This window comes from Brevibacillus sp. MCWH, from assembly GCF_013096935.1.
GTDB lineage: Bacteria > Bacillota > Bacilli > Brevibacillales > Brevibacillaceae > Brevibacillus > Brevibacillus aydinogluensis.
The window spans coordinates 60,769-79,254 of sequence record NZ_SDLF01000009.1 but is presented as its reverse complement, the minus strand read 5'-3'; the positions used below and the strand labels follow the sequence as shown (position 1 = coordinate 79,254).

Genomic DNA, 18,486 nt, shown 5'->3' with positions numbered 1-18,486 from the left:
GACAGTTCACCGGCTGGCAGGCAGACCAACTCCAAGTGAAACCTGTCCCTCTGGGCTTTTTTCCCTCAGGTGTAGCACGAAAGATGTGCCAGCGCCGCTCGGACCGGGCTTTTGCCGGACGGCCGCGATACGGACCGGCGGTCAAAACGGAACCCTAGGCGCTCTTTCACTCGTAGTCAGGCGATTTACGGTCACCTGGTAGAAACTTATGGGCCATATTCCCAAAATTATACGAGCTTGTGTCGATGTTCGGTTGATACAGACAAATCTACCACACTACCTGTCGGCGGGGCAAGCGTAATTTTGCCGCAATCAAGTCAAAAAAAAAAGCGCGAACCCTCGCGCAATGGGAGGGTTCGGCAGGATGGAACAGCAGGCCGCCTACCGCTTGGGCTTAGCGTGGCGCATGGCCATCGTGATTTTCTTCCACTTGTTTTTTTCGGCCGCCTGCAATCTGGCGTCATCCTTGCGGGCCAGATGGGCCAGTTCCCGCTGCAGTTTCCGATAGCTGTCAAAGCGGGCCCGCTGCAGCGAGCCGTCGGCCAACGCCGCCTGGACCGCACAGCCGGGCTCCCTTTCGTGACTGCAGTCGCGAAAGCGGCAGGCTTCCGCCAGTGTTTCAATGTCGTCAAAGGCGTCGCGAAACCCGTCATCCGCCTCCCACAACTGCAGTTCCCGCATGCCAGGCGTGTCGATCATCAGGCCGCCTGAGGGCAGCCGGAACAGCTCGCGGTGCGTCGTGGTGTGCCGGCCGCGGTCGTCTTTGCTGCGCACGCCGCTGACCCGCTGAAGATCCATGCCGGCCAGCCGATTGATGAGCGTCGATTTGCCCACCCCGGAGGAGCCCAGCAGCGCGACGGTCTGCCCCTCCCTCAGGTACGGAGCCAGGCTGTCCAGCCCCTCGCCCCGTTCAGCGCTGATCGCGTGGATCGGCACTCCGATGGCGACCGACTCCACTTCGGCCACCTTGCGCTCCACATCCTCGCACAAATCGGCCTTGCTCAACACGATGACCGGGTTGGCCCCGCTTTCCCACGCCAGGATCAGATAGCGCTCGATCCGGCGCAGGTTAAAATCGTTGTTCAACGCGTTGACGAGAAACACGGTATCCACGTTGGCGGCGACGATCTGCTCCTCCACTGTTTCGCCCGCCGCCCTGCGGGAAAACTTGCTCGTGCGCGGGAGCACGGCGTGGATGGAGGCCCGCTTCTCTTCGACGCGGGAAGTGATGACCACCCAATCCCCCACCGCCGGGTAGTCTTCCCGTCCGGAGGCCGTAAAACGGAACTTACCCGTCACTTCCCCCAGGAGTTCGCCGTGTTCCGTCATCACGCGATACAATCGTTTGTGTTCCAGGACAATGCGTCCCACACATACATCCTGCTCCGCAAACGGAGCGAAATGGGCTGCGAAATGGTCGTTCCAGCCCCATGCCTGCAAATTGTTGTTCACTTACGGATTCCTCCTGCAAAGGTATTGTCTGGTCCAGTCAACAGGACAACAACCCGTCACAGGGAATCCTCTGGCAAAAAATACGGTTAGCGTCCGGCTGAAAGGAGGATTCCCGTGACTACATCACCTTGAACAATCTCGACAATCTGCGTTTTTACCATCGTGACATCTCTCCTTTCAGACCGGCGAACCGGTCAATGCATGTGGTTACCGCTAATTGTACCACGGTTTTATGGGGAGCAACAGTACGGGATGCCCCGGATTTTCTGCCTGACGCGACGACGTCAGTCGCCGCCTCCACCGTCGCTTCCTCCTCCGCCGTCTCCCCAGATGCCGTCGGACTTGTGGTCTTTACCGTCGCTGTCGATGTAAAACGGTCCGGACGACGAACTGTCACTGCCGTACGCGGAGGATCGACCAGTGCCCGCCCTTTTGACGGCCGACACGAGCACCAGCAGCAGGAGGATCAATAATACGGCACCGATGATGATTGCTTTCATCTTTCTCCCCCCAGCATTTGCAATTTTTGATTGCCATTTCATTATTCATGCAGCGGTCTTGCAGTCAGGCAGGCCGAATGCCCAGGAAAAGCGGCCGTACGTCCCCCCGCTGTTTGCCTGGATAATTCTGTGGTACGCTTACCTTACATGCTGTGCAGTGGGAGGGGTTTCTTATCCATGGATACGGTCACACACGCGCTTATCGGCGCAGTTCTCTACAGGTCGATTCGCACTGAACACCTGTCCAAAGCGGAAAAGCGGGCGCTCTTGTTCACCTCGCTTGCCGGAAGCGAACTGCCCGACATCGACGTCGTCTCCCAATTGTGGGATACAGGCGGCCAATACCTGATGTGGCATCGCGGCATTACCCACTCGGTCCTGCTCGTGCCGGTGTGGGCGGCGCTTTTGACCGGCATCGCCCGATGGTGGTGGCGGGTGGCTGACAAGCGCATTTTCCCGCTCGCCATGCTCGCCCTCTTTGTCCACATCACCACCGACATTTTCAATCCGTGGGGCACCGGCTACTGGGAGCCGTTTTCCCAGCAGCGCGTCTCCATCGGCACCGTCCCGATTATCGATCTGGTCATGTGGGCGATCATGCTCGCCGGCTATCTCCTCAGCCGTTTCGGCAAATGGCCGCGCCATCTCGTCTTTCGCGCCGTTGCCTGCCTACTGGTGCTGGAGATCGCCAGCCAGACGGTGCAGGGCCAGATCGTCAAGCATTCGTTTGCAGACCGGTACGAGCAGGTCGTGCTGGCCGCCGACTTTGTGCCTGGTTCGTACAAGGTGATCAGCAAACAGGGAACCACTGTGGACATTCACCGCGCCTCCGTCTGGTCGGAGCCGGTGCTGCTTCAGCGCCTCACCACCGCCGAGCAGGCCGATCTGACGCCGCTGTTCGAGCAAAATCCGGCTGCCCGCACGCTCTATCAGTGGGCGCCGATGGTCGTCGTCGTTGACACGCCTGAGCGTCTGGCCGTCTTCGATCCGCGTTTTGGCGACCGGGGCGAGTCGTTTTTGTACGAGTACATCGACAAGTAATCAGCACACGATCACGACTGTGTGCTCGCCGCGTCAGCGGCACAGCGGCCGGAATGTCGGCTGACTCGCGAAACGCGCGGCGAGCGAAGCAGTCCGTCTGGTATCAGGAAGAGGGGATGAAAACGTCCTTCTCTTCATCATAGTGATAGACTTGTGAAGTTTCTTTGGTCGAACTTACGTGTTCGAAGTCCTCGTTATAGTTGTAGGCAGTCTGCTTGTAATACAGGGTGCCTGTATGTTCATCGATAAAAAACGTGCCAAACTTCTTGTGTAACGGCGGGGGGCCGTTCGCCAACACATCATAAGCTACGCCATTCCACACTTCTTTGTAACCCTGCTTTGTGTATTTGATGAGATGGTAATTGTTTTTCTGTACGCCGGAACCGCCAAGCCCGGATACAAATGAAATCATGTGATCAACGGCACCGTGAACCTGCAGACCATATACTGGCTCACCCTTGGCATACACCTCTCTGTATGCGCCGTTTTCTTCCGCATACAGGACAAACCAGCCTTCCATATGGCTCGTTGTCAGGAAGGCGGCTATTTCGGGTGCCCTGTTTTTTCGATCCATCCGAAGATACACAAGCGTAATGCTTTCTTTCTTGATTTCATCTGGTTGACTAAACTTTTGTCTGAATGAATCGAACAACCAATCGGGGATGTTGGTTGCATCCCCCTCTTCTAATTGAACAGGTTGTATTCGTTCCCCTTGCTCGCTGTTCGATGACGTACAGCCGATCAGGACAACAGCTGTCACAACAAGCAGCAGCCATTTCTTCACTAGAGTCTTTTTGCCTCCTTAGCTGTCTTTGCAAGCCCATCTTGCGGATAAGTACAGCCTTCGTTTTTCTGCTTCCCTTCACTTCCGCCCCAGGAAGTCGAGCACCAGCCGGTTAAACGCCTCCGGCTGGTCCATCGGCGGTATGTGAGCCGACGCCTCCAGCACTGCTTTTTCCGCGCCGGATATGCGTGCCGCCAGCTCGTCGGCGATCTGCAAAAAGTCCTCGTAGTCTCTGGCACCGGCAATTACCAGCGTCGGTACCTTGATCTCTTCCAGCCGGTCTTTCGGCAGCGGTGACAGCCACGCGGGCATTTGGGTCACCGGCGGCAGCGAGTAGGCATGCGCGGTCATCAGCCGAAAGCTCTCCCTTGCTTCTCCCGCCTCTGTGTTGACCGGCTGATCCGGCCCGTCAAACCACATCCGCGCCGCCAGCTCCACTGCCTCTTCCCGGCTGCCTGATTCAATCAGCTCTGCTATGCGGCCTGCATCCCGCTGCCGCCGTTCCGATCGCGGATGGCCGAGCAGACCGGACGAGACGAGTACGAGCCGCTTCACCATCTCCGGCCAGGCCAGGGCAAACTCCTGGGCCACCATCCCGCCGAATGACAAGCCGACAACATGGGCCCGTTCCACACCCAATCCTTCCAGCACGGCGCGGGTATCCCCGTACAGCGTGTAGGGCCCCTCCCCGATGGGCGTCCGGCCCATGCCGCGCAGATCAAAGCGGATGACGCGATAGGTTTGGGCAAACACCGCCGCCTGTCTCTCCCACATGCGCGTGTCCAGATTGAGTCCGTGAATCAGCAGCAGCGGCTCTCCCGTTCCCTGTGCTTCGTAGTAGAAGCGGGTGCCGTTCGCTTCGATCCATCCGGATTGCGTTACGAGATCGATTTCCATTTTTTATCACCCCGCCACCACTATTGCACACATCACCCGGATGTGTCCAGACAATTCAAACAACACGCGCACCTCCCCGGAGATTCCGGACGTCACGAGCGGATTGCGATGTGCGCCGAAAAAAAACAACGGCCCGACACACGGGAGATGTCCCCGCTGCCGGGCCGGATGCACGCGTCCCGCCGCCGCCACATGTGCGGTGAAACGGGACTTGCGCTTATTCACGGCCGCTCTTCAGTTCGGTCCAGTACCGGTCGTACTCCTGCAGCGTGTCGCCCACGTCGACGAGCCATTCGGCCCGGTCGATGTCCGCTTTGTCCAGGAAGATCATCTTGTTGGAGCGGTACGCTTCGCTGTGCAGCGGGTACGCCTTTTCGTTCGGGTTGCTGTAGCCGATGAACTCGTAGTTTTTCACGCTGACCTGCGGGTCCATCAGGTAGTTGATAAACTTCTCCGCCAGTTCCTTGTGCTTGGCTCCTTTGGGAATGGCCAGCGTGTCCGCCCAGATTGTGGCCCCTTCTTTCGGGATGACGTACGCGACATCCTGGTTTTGCGCGTTGATAAACGACGCGTCACCGGACCAGACGGTGCCAATCCACGCTTCTTCGGCGATCATTTTCTGCTTGATGTTGTCCGTGTCAAACGCGATCACACTGGGCAAAAGGCCCTTCAGATCCGCAAACGCCTTCTCCAGTTCGCCCTTGTCCTTGGTGCTGTTGGAGAAGCCGTTTTTGATCAGCGCCATGCCCATGACTTCGCGCGGGTCGTTCAGCAGGATCACACGTCCCTTGTACGCAGGGTTCCACAGGTCCTGCCAGCTGGTGATCGGCTCTTTTACGTACTTTTTGTTGTAGGCGATCCCCGTAATGCCCCAGGTATACACGATCGAATACTTGTTGCCCGGGTCAAACGGCGGCGTCTGGAACGTGGAGACGATGTTCTTCAGGTTGGGGATGTTCTCCTTGTTCAGCTCTTCCAGCAAGCCGAGCTGGATCAACGTTCCCACCATGTAGTCGGACGGCTGGATCAGGTCGTAACCGGAAGCGCCCGCCTGGATTTTGGCCAGCATTTCTTCGTTGCTGCCGTACACGTCGTAGTTTACCTTGACGTTGTACGTCTGCTCAAACTCCTTGATCACATCCGGGTTAAAGTTGTCAGCCCAACTGTAGATGTTCAGCACCTGCTCCTCTTGCTCGGAAGAGGAGCAGCCGACGGCGGAAAAGGCGAGGGCGGCGGACATCGCGCCGATCAACAGGGACTTCAGCACTTTCATGTGACGAGTTCAACCTCCCGTAAACGGTTGTTTGTGTCCTGGTTACAACGTGATCGATTTGGAGTCCTTGCGCCGGAGAAGCTCGGCGATGACCACCAGCAGCACCGTGCAGGCGATCATCAGCGTGGAGAGCGCGTTTACCTCCGGAGACACGCCGCGTTTAACCAGGCCGTAGATGTACAGCGGCAGCGTCGTCGAGTTGGGCCCGGCGACAAAGAACGAAATAATGAAGTCGTCCAGCGAGAGCGTAAAGGACATCAGCAGCCCGGCGAGAATGCTGGGCGAGATCAGCGGCAGCGTCACATGGCGCAGCGTCTCCCAGGGAGTGGCACCCAAATCCTGGGCCGCCTCTTCCAGTTCGCTGCCCATGTCGGCCAGCCGCGCCATGATGATGACCATCACAAACGGCATGCTGAAGGTGACATGCGCCATCACCAGCGTCGCTTTGCCCAGCTCGATGTGCAGTTGGCTGAACAGCACCAGCAGCGACAGCCCCATCATGATTTCCGGGATGACGATCGGCAGGTAGATCAGGGATTGAACGATGCTGCGCCAGCGAAGCGAGAAATGCTTTAACGCCAGTGCCGCCGCCGTCCCCAAGAGCGTGGCCAGCACACTGCTGATCAGCGCGATGGACAAGCTGTTGCCCAATGCTTCCATCACCTGCCGGTTTTCAAACAAGGAAACGTACCATTTCCACGTAAACCCGCTCCAGACGGCATTGATGCGCGACTGGTTGAACGAATACAGCATCAAAACGGCGATCGGCAGGTACAAAAAGACCAGCATCGCCCAGGAATAACCGGATAGTGCTCGGCGCCGCCAGCTGCTCATGCTGCTCCCTCCTTTGGCCCGGCCGCTTTGGTGGCACGGTAGTAAAGGAAGATCAACAGCATCGACAAAAGCATCAAAACGATCGAAAGCGCCGAGCCAAACGGCCAGTCGCGTGCGGAGAGGAACTGGTTCTGGATGACGTTGCCGATCAGGGCCGATTTCGCCCCGCCCATCACGTCAGGCACGACGAACATGCCGATGGACGACACGAAAACCAGAATGGAACCGGTGACCACGCCTGTCTTGCTCAGCGGCAAGGTGACGTGCCAAAAGGCTTTCCACGGCGTCGCACCCAGGTCGTACGCCGCCTCCAGCTTGCGCCGGTCCATCTGCTCCAGCGAGACGTAGATCGGCAGCACCATGAACGGCAGCAGGGTGTAGACCATCCCCAGCAGCACCGAGCCGGAGTTGTACAACAGCGGCAGCGGTTCGTCGATCAGGCCGAGCGACTGCAGCACGGTGTTGATTACACCTTGCGAGCGCAAAATGATCACCCAGGCGTACGAGCGAACGAGAAAATTGATCCAAAACGGGATCATGACCAGCAGCAGCCAGATTTTCTGCGCCGACCGCCGCATCCGCGAGATGTGGTACGCCAGCGGATAGCCGCAGACGAGCGCGAGAAACGTCGTCAGCACGGAAATGGCCAGCGTGTCCAGGAAGATGTCTCCGTACAGCGGATCAATGATGCGCGTGTAGTTGTCCAGCGTCCCCTGATACACGATCTGGCCGTAGGTGCCGCGTTTCAAAAAGGAAAGGGCAGCGATCATCAATAGCGGCAGGACGAAGAGCGCCCCCAGCCACACCAGGGCCGGCAGCGCCAATAGCTTGAGCCGTTTGGTGGTCATAACCAGAGCGTCACCTCGTCCTCGGGTGCCCATCCGATCGCCACTTGATCGCCCTCCCGCCAGCTGCGGCTGTCGCCTGCGTACTGGTGGGCAAGCACAGTCATGTCCTCCTCGTACAGCCGAATGTACAGCTTGCGCAGGTTGCCGAGAAACACCATGTCAATGATCCGGCCGGTCATGCGGTGCTTGTCCTGCTCCGCTTCAAGCGGATACAGCCTGATTTTTTCCGGCCGGACGGCGATGTTGGCGTCACCGCTGCGGAAAATGTTGTTTTCACCGATGAACGTGGCGACGAACAGGGTGCGCGGTCGGTTGTAAATCTCGGCCGGTGTGGCGATCTGCTCGATCCGCCCCTTGTTCATGACTGCAATCCGGTCGGACATCGCCATCGCCTCTTCCTGGTCGTGCGTCACGTAGACAAAGGTAATACCTAAATTTTTCTGCAAATTCTTTAATTCCAACTGCAGATTTTTGCGCAGTTGATAGTCCAGCGCTCCCAATGGCTCGTCCAACAGCAGCACCTTCGGGTTGTTGACGATTGCCCGGGCAATGGCCACGCGCTGCTGCTGCCCGCCGGACAGCTGTTTCGGCGTCCGCTTGCGAAGTTCAGCGAGATGCGTGTACTGCAGGGCTTCCTCCAGCCGCCGCTGCTGTTCCGCAGCAGGCACTTTCTTCATTTTCAGTCCGAACAGGATGTTCTCTTCCACCGTCATGTGCGGAAACAAGGCGTACTGCTGGAACACCATGTTCATGTCGCGCCTGTAGGGGGGAACGTTGGTCAACGGCTTCCCGTCCAGATAGATCTCCCCGGCTGTCGGCTCCTCAAAACCGGCGATCATGCGCAGCAGTGTCGTTTTGCCGCAGCCGCTCGGCCCCAACAGCGTCAGAAATTCCCCTTCACCGATGGTTAGGGACAGGGGAGGAATCACCACGGAACCTGAAAAGTGCTTTTCAATTGACTCCAGGGCAATGATCGTTTTCATCTGGTCATCGTCTCACCATATGTCAAAATACTCATAACCAATCTAGGTAAATATAACGTGGATGACACGTTTTGTAAACAGGTGGAGGGTCTTGTCGATCAAATTTTTCCGAGCGAGTTTTCGGCGCGATGGCGGCGGGCAAACACGCCAAGTTGAAAACGTTTCCACCTCTTCCTATAATAGTCTCAAACGTAACGATGACAGGAGGCTACAACGTGAACCCGCTTGCGTACGGACTGCTCGGGCTGGTGGCGCGCACGCCCAGCTCCGGTTATGACTTGATGCTGCAGCTTCAACCGTTTTGGCAGGCCAAACACAGCCAGATTTACCCCCTGCTGGCCAAAATGGAGCAGGAGGGGTATGTGGAATTTACCCGCGTACACCAGATAGACCGGCCGGACAAAAAAGTGTATTCGATTACCGAAAAGGGACGCGAGGCTTTGCGGGAGTGGCTGGCGGAACCGACTTCGGAGCCGGTGTTTCGCGACGAGCTGTTTCTCAAGTCGTACTGCCTGTGGTTGACAGATACTGAGTCGGCCCGCAACCTGTTTGCCGAGCGGGAAGCGTACTGCCGGGAGCAGCTGCAGATGTTTGAGACCTTTTTACAAGAGCTGGAGAAGGCCTGCGACGGCCTGCCGCAAGACCCCCGCACTCCCTCCTTTGGCGAATACATTCTGATCCGCCGCGCCATCAGCAGCATGCGCGAGGAAATGGAGTGGTGCCGCTGGGTGATGGACCTGTTGGACAACTCCCGGCCTTAAATCCAATCCATGCGCAAAAAAACCTCCCGCCGTACAGACAGGAGGCTCATTTCCGGTGTTACTTTTTCGTCACCAGCTCCAGATCAACCGGGATGAAGCTGTCCACTTTCTCTCCTTTAGCCACGCTGATTGCCGTTTGCACAGCCGTCTCCCCGATTGCAGCCGGTTTTTGCGCGACGGTTGCCGCCATTTTGCCCTCGTTGACCGCTTTGACTGCGTCGTCGGTAGCGTCAAAGCCGACCACCAGGATCTGTTTGCCCGCCGCTTCGATCGCTTGCAGTGCGCCCAGCGCCATCTCGTCGTTGTGGGCGAAGACGGCCTGAATGTCCTTGTTGCCCTGCAGAATGTTTTCCATTACACTCAACCCTTTGGCGCGGTCAAAGTCAGCCGGCTGCTGAGCCACCACTTTTACACCGTCCTTGTTGTCAACGGCTTCGTGGAACCCTTTGCCGCGGTCGCGGGCCGCGGAGGTGCCGGCGATGCCCTGCAGCTCGACGATGTTGCCCTTGCCGCCCAGCTTCTCCAGAATGAACTCGCCCGCCATTTTGCCTCCTTTTTCGTTGTCAGAGGCGATGTGGGAGACGACGTTTCCGCCTTCTGCCGCACGGTCGACAGTGATTACCGGAATGTTGGCCTGATTGGCCGCTTCCACTGCGGTGGTGATGGCGGCGCTGTCCGTTGGGTTGATCAGGATGACGTCCACCTTTTTCTGGATCAGGTCTTCCACGCCGCTGATCTGCTTGGCGGTGTCATCCTGCGCGTCGACGACGATCAGCTTTGCGCCGGCCTCGCTTGCCGCCTTTTCCGCCCCTTCCTTGAGCGTGACAAAGAACGGGTTGTTCAGCGTGGACACAGCCAGACCGATGGTGATTGTACCGTCTGCCGCAGCACCGGAGCCACCTTGGGACGACTGATCCGGTGCCTTGTTTTCCAGACTGGACGACGTGGAGCAGCCGGCCAGCACCGACAGCACCAGTGACGAAGCCAACGCCAACTTCAAAAACCTTTTCATGTGTACCTTCCCCCTATGTGATCATTATTTATTGGATTTAGACCGGTCGAGCAATACTGCCACCAGGATGACTGCCCCTTTGACCACCGCCTGGTAGAAAGAGGAGACATTGAGCAGATTGAGACCGTTGTCTAACACACCGATGATCATCGCCCCGATCAGGGTGCCGACGATCCAGCCGCGTCCGCCGGCCAGACTGGTTCCGCCCAGCACGACGGCAGCAATCGCATCCAGTTCGTACGCAGTCCCCGCCGTCGGCTGCGCCGAGTTGAGGCGGGAGGCGAGGATAATTCCGCTCAGAGCGGCAAACAGCCCGCTGATCGTGTAGACCCATACCTTCACCCGGGTCGTGCTGATGCCGGACAGCCTCGTCGCTTCCTCGTTGCTGCCGAGCGCGTAGACGTGACGCCCAAACGTCGTGTGACGCAGAATGAAGTACAGCACGACAAAGGAGAGCACCATCCAGATGACCGGCATCGGAATCTCCAGGAAAAAGCCTTTCCCCAGCATGGCAAAATCGGGATTCAGGCCGGTGATCGGCTTTCCTTCCGTATAGACAAGCGTCAGTCCGCGAAACACGGTCATCGTCGCCAGCGTGGCGATAAACGGGGCGACTTTTCCCTTGGCGATGATCAGGCCGTTGACGGCTCCCATCGCCATGCCGGCCATCAGGCCAATCAGGACGGCCAGCGTCGTGTCCATCCCGCCGGTCATCAAGCCGGCCGTGATGGCGCTGGACAGGGCCAGAATGGAGCCAACGGACAAGTCGATCCCGCCCGTCAGGATGACGAAGGTCATCCCGAACGCGATCAGGGCGTTGATGGAGATCTGCCGCAGCACGTTGAAAATGTTGCTGAGGGTCAAAAAGTCGTCGCTAATAATGGACAGTACGATGACAATCAAGGCCAGCCCGAGGAGCGGGCCCATCCGCTGCAATAGGTTAAACCGCATGGGTGTTCGTCCCTCCCGTCGCCGCATGCATGATCAATTCCTGTGTCGCTTCCGCCCGTGAAAACGATCCGGTGATGCGCCCCTCGTGCATGACTAGCACCCGGTCGCTCATCCCCAGCACCTCCGGCAGTTCGGAGGAAATCATCAGGATGGCCACGCCTTCCTGGGCCAGGCGGTTCATGATGTCGTAAATCTCTTTTTTCGCTCCGATGTCGACCCCTCGGGTCGGTTCGTCCAAAATCAAAATCTTCGGTTTGGTGGCCAGCCATTTGCCGATCACCACTTTTTGCTGATTGCCGCCGGAGAGCGAGCCGGCCGCCTGTTCCCCGCCGGATGTCTTGATCAACAGCCGCCGAATCGTCTCCTCGCTCAATGTCCGCTCCGCCTGCCGGTTCATCACGCCCAGCGACGAGAGCTTTGCCAGATTGGGCAGTGCGATGTTTTCCCGCACCGAGAGCGGCAGCACCAGCCCCTCCTCTTTTCGGTCCTCGGTCACCAGCGCAATGCCCGCCCGGATCGCGTCGATCGGCTGGCTGATGCGGACTTGCTTGCCGTCGACGAAAATGGCGCCGCCGTCCATCTTCTCCGCGCCGAACAGCGCTTTGGCCATCTCGGTGCGGCCTGCTCCCATCAAGCCGGCCACGCCGACAATCTCACCGCTTCTCAGGGAAAAGGAGATGCCGGACAGCTTGCCGCGGACGGTGAGGTTCTCCACGCGAAGCCGTTCCTCGCCAGGCTTCACTTCCACTTTCGGGAAGCGATCCGTGATTTCCCGGCCGACCATCATTTTTACCAGTTCATCCAGGTTGGTCTGTTCCGTCGTCACTGTTCCCACGTATTTGCCGTCCCGCAGCACCGTGATCCGGTCGCTGATCTGGAAAATCTCCTCCATGCGGTGGGAAATGTAGATCATGCCCACCCCTTTCTGTTTGAGGGCGGCAATCACCTCAAAGAGGGCGTCGATCTCCCGGTTGGTCAGCGCCGCCGTCGGTTCGTCCAGCACCAGGATATCCGCCTGCATCGACAGCGCTTTGGCAATTTCGATCATCTGTTGCTGCCCGACGGACAGGTTGCCCACCAGCGTCGCCGGATCCAGGTCGATCGCCAGCTGCTCCAGCCAGCGCTTTGCTTCCGTCCGCATCCGGGACCAGTTGACAAGCCCGCTTTTGCCGTAGGTAAACTCGCGGCCGAGAAAGATGTTTTCCATGACGGACAGGTGCGGGATCAGGTTCAGCTCCTGGTGGATGATGGCGATGCCCCGTTTGGCGGCGATGTCGGGGGTCATCGTTTCCTGCGTCTGCCCCTTGACGACAATCGTGCCGCCGTCCCGCTGGTAGATGCCGCCGAGAATTTTCATCAGGGTGGATTTGCCCGCCCCGTTTTCGCCCATCAGCGCAAGCACTTCGCCGCGCTTCAGGTTGAGCATCACCCCGTCCAGCACCTTTACCCCGGGGAACGACTTGCTGATCTCCTTCATCTCCAACAAGTAGTCACTCATGCGCTCTCCCTCCCTTCGCCTCGCGCTTTAGAAGATGACGCCTGCCTGCAGGATCACGTTGGCGTACGGCGTGCACTCACCCGTACGGATCACCGCCCGGGCTTCCCTGGTCAGCTGCTTGAACATTTCGTGGCTGACGATGTCCCGTTCGGCGCCGGGCAGTTCCGCTTCCAGCCGCCGGACGGCCTGCGGGTTGACCCGCTGCCATTCCTCCGCGTAGATCACCCGCTCCACCTGCATCTCGATCAGGACCGCCTGCAGCACGTCAAAGAACGACGGCAGTCCCGGCAACACAGCCAGATCAATGCGCGGAACGAATTCGGGAATCGGCAGGCCGGCATCGCAAATGACGATCCGGTCCGTGTGTCCCAGTCTGCTGATCAGCGCCGACAATTCACTGTTGAGTATCCCCTGTTTTTTCATGGCGTCCTCCTACTCTGCGGCAAATTCCTGCACCTGTGCAAGCGTCGGCATTCCGGCGTGCGCCCCCAGCCTGGTGACGGCCAGCGCCCCCACCTTGACGGCAAACGCCACCGCCGCAGGCACTGTCTCGCCTGTTGCAAGCGCAAAGGCAAATCCGGCGTTGAACGCATCGCCTGCTCCTGTCGTATCCACCACGTCTACCTTGTGGCCGGGAACGCGGCCAAACGCTCCGTCTTCTGTCAGATACGCCGCACCCTTGGCGCCGAGCGTGGTGACGATGGTCCGCACCCCTTTGTCCTGCAGACGGCGCATCGCATCGACCAGCTCGGTGCGTTCGTCCGCTTCCGCCAAAAGGTACAGCTCCGTTTCATTCGGAATCAGCACATCCACATGGGAGAGCAGGTCGTCGGGCAGCGGCCGGGCCGGAGCCGGGTTGAGCACGACCGCCTTGCCGAGCCGCTTGGCCGTCTGCGCCGCGTACTGGACCGTCTCCAGCGGAATTTCCAACTGCAGGAGCACCGCGTCCGCCTGTCTGACAAGCTCCTGGTGCCGGTCGATGTCAGCCGGAGTGCAGTGACCGTTTGCCCCGGCGACGACGATAATCTGGTTGTCTCCTTGCGACAGCAGGATTGAGGCAACGCCGGTGTGCGTCCCGCTTACGGTTTTGACTGCGCTTGTGTCGATGCCTTCACGCTGCAGCGATTGCAGCAGTTCCGTGCCAAACGGATCGCCTCCGACAGCCCCGATCATCGCTGTTCGCGCTCCCAGCCGGGCAGCGGCCACCGCCTGGTTGGAACCTTTGCCTCCGGGAATGAAATGCACCTGGCTGCCGGACACCGTTTCGCCCATTTGAGGCGGCCGGTCCGCTTCCACCACGATGTCGATGTTCAAACTGCCGATTACGACAATCGAAGGGATCTTGTTCATGCTTCCGCTCTCCTTTTCGTGGATTCCCGCGCAACGAGGGTGACCTCCAGCTCGTACAGCCTTGGCTCCATCACGCCGGTCTCAATCGTTTCCATCAAGACTTTGGCCGCAAGCACTCCCATCTCGTAAATGGGCTGGGCCACCGTGGACAGCTCCGGCTGGGTCAGTTCAGTCAACCCGATCCCGTCAAAACCGATCAGCGCCACGTCCTCCGGCACTCTTACGCCCAATTGGTACAGCGCTTTTAACGCGCCGACCGCCATCAGATCGTTGCCGCAGAAAATGCCGTCCACGTCCGGGTGCCGCTTCAACAGCTCCTTGACGGCATCAAATCCGCCATCCACGCGGAAGTGGCCGGGCACCATCAGGCTGGGCGTGTACCAGGGGAAGTGCATCACCGTCTCCTCGTAGCCGAGCAGCCGTTTTTTCGCCGTGATCAGCTCCTGCGGGCCGTAGATGTGGGCGATTTTCCGGCACCCCACGTCCAGCAGGTGGCGGACCGCCAGTTTGGCCCCTTCGTAGTTTTGTGAACGGATCACGCTGCACAACTGCCGAGTGGGCGCCCGGTCGAGCACGACCAGCGGAATGTTGTTGCTCCGCATCTGCTCCACGTCTTCCTGCCCCAGGGTGTTGGAGGCGAAAATGATGCCGTCGATGTACTTTTTGCGGAGCATTTCGATGTATGACTTTTCCTTTTGTCCCTGGTCGTCGGAGTTGCACAGAATCACCGTGTACCCCTGCGCCTGTGCCGCGTCCTCCACGCCGCGGGCCATCTCGGGAAAAAACGGGTTGGTGATGTCGGGCAGTATCAGGGCAATCGTGCCTGTCTGTTTGCCGGCCAAGCCCCGCGCCACCGCATTCGGTTCGTACCTGAGCTGCTCAATCGCTCTGCGCACTTTTTGTTCCGTTTCCTTGTTCACGTAGCCGTTTTGGTTGAGCACCCGGGACACTGTCGCCACGGAAACGCCCGCCAGTCTGGCTACATCGCGAATCGTCGCCATGTCTGCTTCACCGTCGTCATCTGATCTGTAACCGGTTACACATGATTGGAAAAAAATGAATGATCGGAGTATCCAACCATATGTAACCGGTTTCATGTATACGCTTTCAATATACGCCTGTGCATCCGAGGATGTCAACACTTTTCTGACGCGCCCAGTCCGGACCAAGACGATGCGGCCGTCGTTCACGCAGCGGCGACAATGCTTTTTATCGCCTGTCCGCTTCCCCAACGCAAAAGCGGGCGTCCGTTGAAGACACCCGCTTTTGTTTACTGACCACACTTATACCTAACTATTCGTCGTCGAGGACCAATGCGTAGACGATCCCCGGTCCGTGCACGCCGATCGTCAGGTCGTTCTCGATGTCGGCCGAACGGCTGGGGCCTGTGATAAAGTGAATGCCCGCCGGCAGCCCGCTCCCGCTCCATGCGGCGATCTCGCGCAGCACCTCGCCCATTTTCGTCTTGATCGCGGATGCCTTCACAATGCCCATGAACGCAGTGGGCAGCAGGCTGATCAAGCGGCCCTGAGACGGCCCGGAGGCGATCACCACCGAACCGGTGTGAGCAATGGCAAAGTCGACGACGGCGATTCCCAGGTCGGCGTCGGCTGCCTTTTCCAACAGGCGCGAACGCCCGCCGTTTTCGCCCGACTCCTTTTTCCAGACGTGAACCTCGGCCGGTTTCATGCGGACGTCCACCCGCAGCTCTTCCAGCAGCGGATGATCGGCACGGATCACCTGCTTCACGCCTGTCTCGGCGGCAAACGTTTCGAGAAATTGACCGAGAGCGGCCGTGTCTGCAAAACGCCTGGCAACTCCACCCAGACTCTTCCAGTTTTTGATGAACAACTCCACGTTGTCCTCCCTGTCCAGCGCATAATCGTTCCAAAAATCGGGCGCTCCCTTTACCGTGCGCTGCGGCGGCTTGGTGAGCTGCGGCCGTCCCAGGCGTTCTGCAATCCGCGCGAAGAATGCCTGTTCCTTTTCCAGAGATTCGCGATGCAGCCGATCAATTTCCTCATGGCCGGTTGGGGATAGAGTGCGGTTCATCAGCGTTTCCTCCTTTGCTCGAGCTGATCCTGCAGCCGTTTTCGAATCTCGTCGCTCATCTCCGTGCTGTCATCACGCAGCTCCTGTTCCAGGGCGGACCAGCGCTCGCGGAAAGACTGCCCGGCCAAACCCGGCAGCACCCGCCCCGCGTTCCATCCCTTGAACGGGCCCCACTTGGCGCGGATCACGCCGTTTCGCAGCAGCGCGGCCTGTCCGATCCTCCCCAGCTTGATCGTTCGCCGAAACGCGTGGCGACTGGAGGCAGCCAGTCGAAACACCTTCATCCCCAGCCTCTCCGCAGGTGCGGTCAGTCCGCTCTCCACATTTCTCCTGCGGATGTAGACCAGCATGTCGTGCAGGGGGATTTTGACCGGACACGCTTCATAGCAGGCGCCGCAAAGACTGGAAGCGTTCGCCACCTCTCCCCACTTGGTCCGGTCTTCATTCAGCAGAGGCGTGAGCACGGCGCCGATCGGCCCGCTGTACACCCAGCCGTACGCGTGGCCGCCCACGTGCCGGTAGACCGGGCAGGCGTTGAGGCAGGCACCGCAGCGTATGCAGTTGAGTACTTCCTGAAACTCCGGGTCGCCCAGTTGGCGGGACCTCCCGTTGTCAATGATGATGACGTGCAGCTCTTCCGGCCCGTCGCCGTCTCCGCTGCGCCGCGGACCGGTAATCGCCGACATGTACACGGTCAGCTTCTGGCCGGTGGCGGAACGGGGCAGCAGCGTCGCCATCACTTCGAGATCTTCCCAGGAGGGGATGATTCGCTCCATCCCCATGAAGGTGATCTGCGTCTTGGGCACCGTGCTGACCATTCTGCCGTTTCCTTCGTTGGAAAAAAGCACAATCGAACCGCTTTCAGCAATCGCAAAGTTGCAGCCGGTCATGCCGATGTCGGCGGCGAGAAACTTCTCCCTCAGCTTGGTGCGGGCAAATCCGGCAAGAATCGCCGTTTCCGCCGGGAGATCGGTTCCCGCCACCTGGGAAAACAGCTGCGCCACCTGGCTTTTGTTCTTGTGGATCGCGGGAATAATGATGTGGGACGGCGTTTCCCCGGCCAACTGGATGATGTACTCTCCCAGATCGGTCTCCACCGCCTCGATCCCGTTCGCCTCCAGCGCCTGGTTGATGTGCAGTTCTTCAGACACCATCGACTTGGACTTCACCACCGATTTCGCCTGTTTCGCCCTGGCGATGCGCAAGGTGATGTCGACAGCCTCCCTGGCGTCCGCCGCGAAGTGAACGTATCCCCCCGCCGCCCTGAGGTTGGCGACAAATTGGCTCAGGTAGTAATCCAGATGGGCGATCGTGTGCAGTCTGATCTGTCGCCCGCGTTCGCGCCAGGCTTCCCAGTTGCCCAGTTCGTCCGCCGCTGTCTGCTTGCCGGTGCGCAGCTTCTTGGTGGTAAACTTGACGGCATTTCGCAAAAACTGGTCGCGCAGGGCGATTTTCGCCCGCTGCTCCAAGGTATCAGCCGTATGATGTCCGCTCATCGTCTGCTGTTCACCCCTTCGTACAAGAGTTCCGCCAGGTGCATCACCCGCACCTGTTTGCCTTCGTGCATCAAGCGGCCCCCGATGTTCATCAGGCAGCCCATGTCCGTTCCGACCAGGACCTCCGCCTCCGTCTCCAGCACGTGCTCCGCTTTTTCCGCCGCCATCGCCAGAGAAATGTCGGGGAGCTTGACCGAAAACGTCCCGCCGAATCCGCAGCAGTCTTCGGCATAGGGCAGCGGAACGAGTCGAAGCCCGGCTACATTGGACAAGAGGGACAGCGGTTCGTCCTTGACGCCGAGCAGCCGGCTGGCATGACAGGACGGATGATACGTGACCGTGTGCGGAAAGGTCGCCCCCAGATCGGTCACCCCCAAAACATTGACGAAAAACTGCGAAAATTCATAGGTCTTTTCGATCAGCGATTCCGCCTTTTGCAAATAGACCGGGTCGTCTTGAAACAGCGCGGGATAGTGATGGTGAATCATTCCCACACAGGAGCCGGACGGGGCAATCACGAAATCGCTTTCAGCAAACGCGTCGATGATGGTCTTGGCCGCGTCTCGGGCCGCATCCCAGTACCCGCTGTTGAACGCGGGTTGGCCGCAGCAGGTCTGCCCGTCGGGAAAGCGGAGCCGGATGCCGTACCTGGCGCACAGGCGGGCCACCGCTTCTCCCACGCGGGGATAGACGGCATCAGACAAACAGGTGACAAAGAGCGAGACGTTCATCCATGCTTCTCCTCCAGTTCGTC

General features: G+C 59.0%; 20 protein-coding genes and 1 riboswitch. Of the genes, 2 read left to right on the top strand and 18 right to left on the bottom strand.

Translation table 11 applies throughout. From position 1 onward, the window contains the following. Window positions 1-153 precede the first annotated feature (153 nt). A riboswitch (purine riboswitch) is annotated at window positions 154-255 on the bottom strand. A 126-nt stretch (window positions 256-381) separates the two neighbouring features. Both rsgA and ETC00_RS10405 read right to left on the bottom strand, forming a co-directional pair. Further along, window positions 382-1,452, bottom strand: a complete 1,071-nt coding sequence (gene rsgA, locus ETC00_RS10410; protein WP_171565944.1) for a ribosome small subunit-dependent GTPase A — start codon at window positions 1,450-1,452, stop codon at window positions 382-384. A gap of 284 nt (window positions 1,453-1,736) precedes the next feature. Continuing rightward, the gene (locus ETC00_RS10405) at window positions 1,737-1,952 is read right to left on the bottom strand and encodes a hypothetical protein (RefSeq protein ID WP_171565943.1); all 216 of its coding nucleotides are present in this window, start codon (window positions 1,950-1,952) and stop codon (window positions 1,737-1,739) included. A 177-nt stretch (window positions 1,953-2,129) separates the two neighbouring features. On the opposite strand from ETC00_RS10405, the gene ETC00_RS10400 reads away from it, so the two are divergent. Beyond that, complete coding sequence (locus tag ETC00_RS10400) at window positions 2,130-2,993, top strand: metal-dependent hydrolase (RefSeq protein WP_171565941.1); 864 nt, start codon at window positions 2,130-2,132, stop codon at window positions 2,991-2,993. A gap of 103 nt (window positions 2,994-3,096) precedes the next feature. On the opposite strand, the gene ETC00_RS10395 is transcribed toward ETC00_RS10400, so the two are convergent. From ETC00_RS10395 to ETC00_RS10365, 7 genes are all read right to left on the bottom strand, one after another. Continuing rightward, window positions 3,097-3,777 (bottom strand): hypothetical protein, encoded by a 681-nt coding sequence (locus ETC00_RS10395; RefSeq protein WP_171565940.1) that lies wholly within the window; start codon window positions 3,775-3,777, stop codon window positions 3,097-3,099. Between the two features lie 78 nt (window positions 3,778-3,855). Continuing rightward, window positions 3,856-4,674, bottom strand: a complete 819-nt coding sequence (locus tag ETC00_RS10390; protein ID WP_171565938.1) for an alpha/beta fold hydrolase — start codon at window positions 4,672-4,674, stop codon at window positions 3,856-3,858. A 6-nt stretch (window positions 4,675-4,680) separates the two neighbouring features. Then, window positions 4,681-4,899, bottom strand: a complete 219-nt coding sequence (locus tag ETC00_RS10385; RefSeq protein ID WP_171565936.1) for a hypothetical protein — start codon at window positions 4,897-4,899, stop codon at window positions 4,681-4,683. Continuing rightward, window positions 4,892-5,947, bottom strand: a complete 1,056-nt coding sequence (locus ETC00_RS10380; RefSeq protein WP_171565934.1) for an ABC transporter substrate-binding protein — start codon at window positions 5,945-5,947, stop codon at window positions 4,892-4,894. Before ETC00_RS10380 ends, ETC00_RS10385 begins: the two co-directional genes overlap by 8 nt. 42 nt (window positions 5,948-5,989) lie before the next feature. After that, complete coding sequence (locus ETC00_RS10375) at window positions 5,990-6,781, bottom strand: ABC transporter permease (RefSeq protein ID WP_171565932.1); 792 nt, start codon at window positions 6,779-6,781, stop codon at window positions 5,990-5,992. Next, entirely contained in the window at window positions 6,778-7,629 is an 852-nt protein-coding gene (locus ETC00_RS10370) for an ABC transporter permease (protein WP_171565930.1), read from the bottom strand. The genes ETC00_RS10375 and ETC00_RS10370 overlap by 4 nt, the downstream gene beginning before the upstream one ends. After that, on the bottom strand, window positions 7,626-8,612 hold the full coding sequence (locus ETC00_RS10365) for an ABC transporter ATP-binding protein (RefSeq protein WP_171565929.1): 987 nt from the start codon (window positions 8,610-8,612) through the stop codon (window positions 7,626-7,628). The genes ETC00_RS10370 and ETC00_RS10365 overlap by 4 nt, the downstream gene beginning before the upstream one ends. Window positions 8,613-8,827: 215 nt before the next feature. Between ETC00_RS10365 and ETC00_RS10360 the strand changes: the two genes are divergently transcribed. Further along, entirely contained in the window at window positions 8,828-9,373 is a 546-nt protein-coding gene (locus ETC00_RS10360; RefSeq protein ID WP_171565928.1) for a PadR family transcriptional regulator, read from the top strand. Window positions 9,374-9,431: 58 nt separating this feature from the next. On the opposite strand, the gene rbsB is transcribed toward ETC00_RS10360, so the two are convergent. From rbsB to ETC00_RS10315, 9 genes are all read right to left on the bottom strand, one after another. Next, window positions 9,432-10,385 (bottom strand): ribose ABC transporter substrate-binding protein RbsB, encoded by a 954-nt coding sequence (rbsB, locus tag ETC00_RS10355; protein ID WP_171565927.1) that lies wholly within the window; start codon window positions 10,383-10,385, stop codon window positions 9,432-9,434. 24 nt (window positions 10,386-10,409) lie between these two features. Beyond that, window positions 10,410-11,336 (bottom strand): ABC transporter permease, encoded by a 927-nt coding sequence (locus tag ETC00_RS10350; RefSeq protein ID WP_230077323.1) that lies wholly within the window; start codon window positions 11,334-11,336, stop codon window positions 10,410-10,412. Then, entirely contained in the window at window positions 11,326-12,834 is a 1,509-nt protein-coding gene (locus tag ETC00_RS10345) for a sugar ABC transporter ATP-binding protein (protein WP_171565925.1), read from the bottom strand. Before ETC00_RS10345 ends, ETC00_RS10350 begins: the two co-directional genes overlap by 11 nt. A 27-nt stretch (window positions 12,835-12,861) precedes the next feature. Further along, complete coding sequence (gene rbsD / locus ETC00_RS10340; RefSeq protein ID WP_171565924.1) at window positions 12,862-13,257, bottom strand: D-ribose pyranase; 396 nt, start codon at window positions 13,255-13,257, stop codon at window positions 12,862-12,864. A 9-nt stretch (window positions 13,258-13,266) separates the two neighbouring features. Further along, window positions 13,267-14,184 (bottom strand): ribokinase, encoded by a 918-nt coding sequence (gene rbsK, locus ETC00_RS10335; protein ID WP_171565923.1) that lies wholly within the window; start codon window positions 14,182-14,184, stop codon window positions 13,267-13,269. Further along, a complete protein-coding gene (locus ETC00_RS10330; RefSeq protein WP_171565922.1) occupies window positions 14,181-15,185 on the bottom strand; it encodes a LacI family DNA-binding transcriptional regulator in 1,005 nt (334 codons plus the stop codon). The genes rbsK and ETC00_RS10330 overlap by 4 nt, the downstream gene beginning before the upstream one ends. A gap of 292 nt (window positions 15,186-15,477) precedes the next feature. Next, on the bottom strand, window positions 15,478-16,236 hold the full coding sequence (locus tag ETC00_RS10325) for a LutC/YkgG family protein (protein WP_171565921.1): 759 nt from the start codon (window positions 16,234-16,236) through the stop codon (window positions 15,478-15,480). Next, window positions 16,236-17,732 (bottom strand): LutB/LldF family L-lactate oxidation iron-sulfur protein, encoded by a 1,497-nt coding sequence (locus ETC00_RS10320; RefSeq protein WP_171565920.1) that lies wholly within the window; start codon window positions 17,730-17,732, stop codon window positions 16,236-16,238. Before ETC00_RS10320 ends, ETC00_RS10325 begins: the two co-directional genes overlap by 1 nt. Continuing rightward, window positions 17,729-18,463 (bottom strand): (Fe-S)-binding protein, encoded by a 735-nt coding sequence (locus ETC00_RS10315; protein ID WP_171565919.1) that lies wholly within the window; start codon window positions 18,461-18,463, stop codon window positions 17,729-17,731. The genes ETC00_RS10320 and ETC00_RS10315 overlap by 4 nt, the downstream gene beginning before the upstream one ends. Window positions 18,464-18,486: the final 23 nt, after the last annotated feature.